General features: G+C 64.4%; 7 protein-coding genes, 1 pseudogene and 2 CRISPR repeat arrays. Of the genes and pseudogenes, 5 read left to right on the top strand and 3 right to left on the bottom strand.

The genetic code is table 11. The features are described from left to right. Positions 1-127: 127 nt before the first annotated feature. The 5 genes and pseudogenes from D451_RS27615 to D451_RS28015 form a co-directional block, all read left to right on the top strand. Positions 128-292: pseudogene (locus D451_RS27615) on the top strand (DUF397 domain-containing protein); the annotation flags it as partial. Between the two features lie 62 nt (positions 293-354). Continuing rightward, positions 355-534 carry a DUF397 domain-containing protein gene (locus D451_RS0125705; protein WP_017536558.1) on the top strand — a complete coding sequence of 60 codons (180 nt, stop codon included), beginning with the start codon at positions 355-357 and terminating at the stop codon, positions 532-534. A 100-nt stretch (positions 535-634) separates the two neighbouring features. Then, positions 635-814, top strand: coding sequence for a DUF397 domain-containing protein (locus D451_RS0125700; RefSeq protein ID WP_017536557.1), 180 nt, complete (start codon positions 635-637; stop codon positions 812-814). Positions 815-857: 43 nt separating this feature from the next. Further along, positions 858-1,037, top strand: a complete 180-nt coding sequence (locus D451_RS0125695; RefSeq protein WP_017536556.1) for a DUF397 domain-containing protein — start codon at positions 858-860, stop codon at positions 1,035-1,037. 305 nt (positions 1,038-1,342) lie between these two features. Next, positions 1,343-1,531 carry a hypothetical protein gene (locus D451_RS28015; RefSeq protein WP_152473016.1) on the top strand — a complete coding sequence of 63 codons (189 nt, stop codon included), beginning with the start codon at positions 1,343-1,345 and terminating at the stop codon, positions 1,529-1,531. Positions 1,532-2,077: 546 nt separating this feature from the next. Next, positions 2,078-2,775: direct repeats of the CRISPR family, unit length 28 nt. Between the two features lie 199 nt (positions 2,776-2,974). Here D451_RS28015 and D451_RS0125685 read toward each other — a convergent pair. From D451_RS0125685 to D451_RS27610, 3 genes are all read right to left on the bottom strand, one after another. Further along, positions 2,975-3,643: a YdcF family protein gene (locus D451_RS0125685; RefSeq protein WP_017536554.1), complete on the bottom strand. Its 669-nt coding sequence runs from the start codon at positions 3,641-3,643 to the stop codon at positions 2,975-2,977. 353 nt (positions 3,644-3,996) lie between these two features. Beyond that, a CRISPR array of direct repeats spans positions 3,997-4,393; the repeat unit is 28 nt; unit sequence GGTCCATCCCCGCGTGCGCGGGGAGCAG. A 109-nt stretch (positions 4,394-4,502) separates the two neighbouring features. Beyond that, positions 4,503-5,111 carry a DUF5753 domain-containing protein gene (locus D451_RS26920; RefSeq protein ID WP_017536553.1) on the bottom strand — a complete coding sequence of 203 codons (609 nt, stop codon included), beginning with the start codon at positions 5,109-5,111 and terminating at the stop codon, positions 4,503-4,505. Between the two features lie 76 nt (positions 5,112-5,187). Beyond that, positions 5,188-6,024, bottom strand: coding sequence for a helix-turn-helix domain-containing protein (locus D451_RS27610; protein WP_036568767.1), 837 nt, complete (start codon positions 6,022-6,024; stop codon positions 5,188-5,190). Positions 6,025-6,030 lie beyond the last annotated feature (6 nt).

Below are 6,030 nucleotides of genomic sequence, written 5' to 3'. Positions count from 1 at the left end.
CATCCTCATCTGCTACAAGCATCTGGCCAAGCACAGCGAGGACTTTTGAGATGAGCTCTTAACTCCCTCCGAAGAAGCCCCGCCCCGCAGTAGTCAGCCTCCGACCTCCGAAGAGAACGGATAGCGCATGACCAGCGAAATCACGTGGCACAAGTCCACCTACAGCGGAGCCAGCGGCAACTGCGTCGAGGTCTCCGAAGGCCCCACCACCCACATCCGCGACACTCAGCATCGCACCCAGACCCAGCTCAGCGTCTCCGGCTCCGAATGGAACGCCCTGCTCCACACGCTCTGTTCGCACTGGCCCTGCCCCTCAACACGAGTCACCCCCAACTCCGAAGGAACAGGCGAACCATGACCCACCAACAGCGCACCTGGCACAAGTCCACCTACAGCGGAGCGCGAGGCGACTGCGTGGAGGTGACCGAAGGCCCGACCACCGGCGTTCGCGACACCCGGCACCGCGACCTCGCCGAGCTCAGCGTTCCCGCCTCAGAGTGGAACGCCCTGCTCAACACCCTCCGCACAAACTGATCCCCTGACAGGCCCACCGCGGAACGGCAGAGCCCTCCCCGGCAGGACCTTCGCCGACGAGCGCTCTCCACCCCCATCTGAGAGATCGAGGCAGCACCAGATGATGAACGAGCACTGGAAGAAGTCCACCTACAGCAACGGCCAGGGCGGCAACTGCGTCGAGGCCCGCGCCATCGACCAGGGCGCCGCCATCCGCGACACCCAGAACCGCGGCCTCGCCGAACTCAGCCTTCCGAACACCGAATGGTCCGCCCTGCTCCACGCGCTCCGCACCCGCTGACCCCGAACCGGAACTCCCCCAGTCCTGAAGGGAAGGACAACGCATGCCCAACGAACAACGCCCCTGGCACAAGTCGTCTTACAGCAACGGCGAGGGTGGCAACTGCGTCGAGGTCTCCGAAGGCCCCACCACCTACCTCCGCGACACCCAGAACCGGGCCCTGGCCGAGCTGAACCTGCCCGCCCACGAATGGTCGGCCTTCCTCACCACCCTCACCCGATAACCCCCAGAACCACGGAGGCCCCGGAAACACCAGCCAGCTCCCGGGGCCTCCCCACGCCCAAACCCCATCCCCACATGCGTGGGGCTCACTGCGCTCCCGGCTCGGCATCCCGGACACCGCGCGGTCCATCCCCACGCGCGCGGAAGTGATAGCCGCTGTCGGTTCAACCGCTACCGCCATAGAGAAGTTCTGGATCTGATACGGAGCTTGGGACGCGGATCTGACTGAGTAACGCACTGTGAATCCTGTGTACCCGGCCCCAGGAGAGAGCGGCTCGGAAACGGGAAGCGAGCAGCCCTCGCTAAGTGCGCCTGACGATGGCGACCCCAGGCAGCCCTCCTGAAAATGGTGCAGCCTCCACCCTGAGTCCAGCCGAAGTTGAAACAAAATCTTTGCTTTTGCCCCACACCTTCAATGAATTCGGAACCAAGAATACATCCAAGCCCCCGAAAAAGGGAACAGAGCAGCCATACGACGAATTGCAAAAAGAATGAGGCAAAGTGTACATAGAAACCCCACTCTCGCGGGGTGCTATACATAGAGAGCGGGACCACCGTCTCCACATCTCGCAATAGAAGATTTCCATGACCTCCCTGCTTCGACAAGGCGAGGCGGGGATCAGAGAGGAGATGGCGATGCCCCACTCAGAGAAAGAGCCCTGGAAGCGTTCGGAGGTGTTGCGCCTGGTGGAAGCCTTGACGCGACTCTTGGACGCACTCTCCAGGTGGCTTTAATGTAGAGGACCACTCCAGAAGGAGTGGTCCCCGGCGGGGCCTCGGGGGAGCGTAAGGAACTTACCCGAGGTCCCTTCCAGCCACCTCAAGAGGCGGCTTTCAATATGAGTATACCAGTAGTCATCCATAAATTATCAATCCGATACGCTCCAGAGCGAAGAAAATAGCTGCTCATGCGAGTGTTCGAGATTGGGCGCCAAGAAGGTTCATGACTACTGTGACGGCTGCAACGATCGAGGCACACGGATCCATCCCCACGTGCGCGGGGAGCAGTCGCACTCCCACAGCAGCGCCATGACCCGGGGCGGGTCATCCCCGCGTGCGCGGGGAGCAGCCGAATGAGATCAGGGCTACGTCGGGGCGGCGGGGGTCATCCCCGCGTGCACGGGGAGCAGGGAGGCGACCAACTCCTCCAGGCTCTGGCCGCGGGGTCATCCCCGCGTGCGCGGGGAGCAGATCGCCGCGGCCGACGCGGTCTCGCGCGCGGTGGGGTCATCCTCGCGTGCGCGGGGAGCAGTCCCAGATGATTTCCCCATTTTTTCGAAGTTGGGGGTCATCCCCGCGTGCGCGGGGAGCAGCGGGCCGGCCGGTACATCCTGGGCAGCCACGGGGGGTCATCCCCGCGTGCACGGGGAGCAGACATCAGAACGCCTCCTCCCATTCCTGCTCGCGGGGTCATCCCCGCGTGCGCGGGGAGCAGTACACCCGCAAGGTCCGCGACATGGCTCGCAAGGGGTCATCCCCGCGTGCGCGGGGAGCAGCTCTGTCCGGGTGCGGGTCTGCTGTGGGCGGGGGGTCATCCCCGCGTGCGCGGGGAGCAGGCCTCCAATGAAGATCCGGCGGTCACGGATGCGGGGTCATCCCCGCGTGCGCGGGGAGCAGGGGGCCCACGCTGCGCGTTTCGTGGGTCCGGCGGGGTCATCCCCGCGTGCGCGGGGAGCAGGGGGCCCACGCTGCGCGTTTCGTGGGTCCGGCGGGGTCATCCCCGCGTGCGCGGGGAGCAGTCTTCCTGACCTGCGACGCTACCCCAACAGACCCGCCATTTCTGCACGTTGTCGAAAAACAGACAAAACCGGCACCCCTCAAGCACCCACCCGAACACCGCTCCCCCACTAGACTAGACCTGAGAGAAGCAGAGGCGGGGTTCCAACGGCCGTCCCTAACGAGATGGAACCGCTCCCCCATACTCGGGAAGCAGCACGGTCAGCCTCGGATCAAGCGGCTGTCGTACCCGGATGCGACAAGGGACTCGTAAGCCTCACGCACCTCCCGGCGAACCTCTTGTTCGATGGCGAACCCGAGCTTGGGATACTCCATCACCCGCTGAAGATCACCGACCATCATGTCGATGACCGCCCCGACGTCCCCCTGCCCCTTGACGTAGTCACCGAGGCTCACCGGCGCGGAAGCGCACACCACCTCGACCTCGTCCCACAGTTTCCGGGTGGTCGCGAACGCGCGCCTTTCCATGTACGGCATGCAGATGACGAGCACACTGTCCGGGGTGAGACCGTTCTCGGCCAGGAGTCGGCGGGACAAGGAGATGTTCTGGCCGGTGTTGGACGCTTCCGGCTCTATCAGGATCACCGAATCGGGGACTCCGAGTTCCAGGGCCCGCTCTCGAAAGTGCACCGCCTCTCCTCGAGGGAACAACTCCGCGGTCGAGGGGCTGTTTCCACCGGTGAACACCAGCTCGGTGAAGAGTCCGTCCCGGTAGAGTTCGGCCGCGTACTCCGCCACACCGATGTCGTTACAGCCGAGGGCGACCGCCACGTCACACGTCCGCACCTGGTGGTGCATGCGGTGGTATTCCCAGATCAGTTCCGCGTGCCGCCACTGCTCCTGGGTGATGGCACGTGCGTCGTCCGCCATGTACTTCTCCTCCGGTCATTGGACCAGGTCTCCTGCCCGGACCTGATTCCTTCGATACTGCGAAGCCGGTGATCGAGACCGTGGCGGGAGGCCGTTTCAGCGGCCCGGACCGACCAGGTCGCCCCGGTCCCGCGGCCACGGTCACCGATCACAGACGAAGCCGATCGGCGATCGTTCTCCCCGCGTGCGCGGGGAGCAGACGACGGTGGGGCGTGTGGGTGGTGGTGCCGCAGGCCCATCCCCGCGTGCGCGGGGCTCAGGCCGTGCAGGGACGGGCGATGGCTCGAGCTGAAGGGCCACCCCCACGTGCGTGGGGCTCAGGGGTCGTCACCGGACTGGAGATTCTGGGCTTCCGGTCCATCCCCGCGTGCGCGGGGAGCAGTGACGCGGTCCAGGCCAAGCAGGCCGCCACCCGGGGTCCATCCCCGCGTGCGCGGGGAGCAGATCCGCTCGGCGAGGTAGCTGTGCCGGTCGACGGGTCCATCCCCGCGTGCGCGGGGAGCAGGGGGTCGGCCTGGGCACGCAGGTCGTCCCACAGGGTCCATCCCCGCGTGCGCGGGGAGCAGGTCGCGTCTGTACCGGCCGGGCCGGTGGGCCGGGGGTCCATCCCCGCGTGCGCGGGGAGCAGTTCGGGTGCGTGTACGACGCGCTGTGATCGGGAGGTCCATCCCCGCGTGCGCGGGGAGCAGACCTGCTGGAAAGCCCCACCGACGAAATCGTAGGGTCCATCCCCGCGTGCGCGGGGAGCAGTCTTCCTGACCTGCGACGCTACCCCAGCAGACCCGCCATTTCTGCACGTTGTCGAAAAACAGACAAACCCGACACCCCTCGCCCCCTCATCCGACCACCACCCGCCGTCTCAAACCTCGAACCAGGAAAGGATCCGTTCACGGGCCTGGTCTCCGAACAGCGCGTGCTCCTCGTACATCGCGAACAGCTCCCGATAGGTCTCCACATCCCGGGGATCACGGAACGCCAGTCGGCCGGTGAAGATCTCCACCGTGGCGAACCTGTCGTCATAGACGGTGAAGGTGTTCATCGGCCCTTGAGGAAGCACCGTGCCCAGAGGGATCACCCCCAGACGCACCCGCTCCAACCGCGACACCTCCACCAGACGGGCCGCCTGCTCGACCATCCCCTCAGGAGACAGCAGCGCCCACCGCACCGCCTGCTCGGTGAGCAGGAACGTGAACGAGCACGACCCCTCTCGCAACACCTCCTGGCGAGCGATCTTCTTGGCCACCGTCGCCGAGACATCACCGGGCGAATCCGCGAGCGAGGCCCTGATGTACTCCGGGGTCGCCAACAGCCCGGTCACCATCGCCGGCAGAAAGTACCGGGCCTCGGTGGCGGAGACCTCCAAAGAACGCAACTCGTCCTGGCGCGCCTCCAACCCCCTCCCCCGCAGACCACCCTTCCCCCGCCAACCGGTCGGAGCCGCCGCATCGTCGTACTCGACCTCACCCATCACAGAGAACCCCTCTCGAACCGGCCGAGAGTGCACCGCTCGATCGTGCAGCTCCCGATGTCTGACGAACATCTCCTCACTCAAGCTCTTCGATCGCTTTCGTGATGAGCGATCGAGCCTCGGAACCGTAGACCGCGTGCCCCTGGAGCCGTTCGAAGGAACGCAGAAAAAGCGCTATCTCACTGGGCTGGGTGATGGTCAACTCAGCCGTTGTCGTCTCGACAACGGCAATCTTCTCGTCGAATATCCACACACCCTCACCTGGCCACATGCCGCGAACCACATCAGGAGGGATGACTCCGAACGAGATACTGGGGAATGTCGTGACAGCGAGCAGCCTCTCCAGCTGCTCACGCATAACACCGACATCTCCAAATCGCGTCTTGAGAGCCCAGAATTCGACCACGAAAAGAAAGCTCTGCTTCCCTTGGTGAAGGAACCTCTGACGACCCAGGCGAACATCGACGGCCCCATCGACCTCATCATCGCCCCCATAGAAGTCATTGGCGATCTTCAGGACAGCATGGGCATAGTCTGGGGTCTGTAGAATCCCGGGCACCACGATCGACTCGTAGGAGCGAACAACACTCGCCCCTTCATGGAATCTATCGAATGTCTTCTGCAGATGCCCTAGTCCACCTTTGAGGTGACGCCGCCATTCGATCCACATGCCCTCGATGCCGCGTAGAGTCGCCACCAGATCGTCATGTTGATCATCCGCCCCACAGGCAACACACCAGGCACGAATATCCTTCTCGGACGGGTTCTGCTTGCCGTTCTCCAGCCTGGATATCTTCGTGAAATGCATTCCGGTAACCGCAGCGAGCTCCCGACCGGAAATTCCCGCATCCTTACGAATATCGCGAAGACGAGCCCCGAAGGCCTCCTTGGCACGCAGAACCTGTTCCGACACGAGGAA

It is taken from the genome of Nocardiopsis alba DSM 43377 (genome assembly GCF_000341225.1).
Lineage (GTDB): Bacteria > Actinomycetota > Actinomycetes > Streptosporangiales > Streptosporangiaceae > Nocardiopsis > Nocardiopsis alba.
Note: the sequence above shows the minus strand (reverse complement) of the source record. Positions and strands in the feature narration are given on the sequence as shown.

What these genes read in the sequence shown, in the direction of transcription:
- D451_RS0125705 (WP_017536558.1), top strand. Translation starts at nt 355, where the DNA reads ATGACCCACCAACAGCGCACCTGGCACAAGTCCACCTACAGCGGAGCG.
- D451_RS0125700 (WP_017536557.1), top strand. Translation starts at nt 635, where the DNA reads ATGATGAACGAGCACTGGAAGAAGTCCACCTACAGCAACGGCCAGGGC.
- D451_RS0125695 (WP_017536556.1), top strand. Translation starts at nt 858, where the DNA reads ATGCCCAACGAACAACGCCCCTGGCACAAGTCGTCTTACAGCAACGGC.
- D451_RS0125685 (WP_017536554.1), bottom strand. Translation starts at nt 3,643, where the DNA reads ATGGCGGACGACGCACGTGCCATCACCCAGGAGCAGTGGCGGCACGCG.
- D451_RS26920 (WP_017536553.1), bottom strand. Translation starts at nt 5,111, where the DNA reads ATGGGTGAGGTCGAGTACGACGATGCGGCGGCTCCGACCGGTTGGCGG.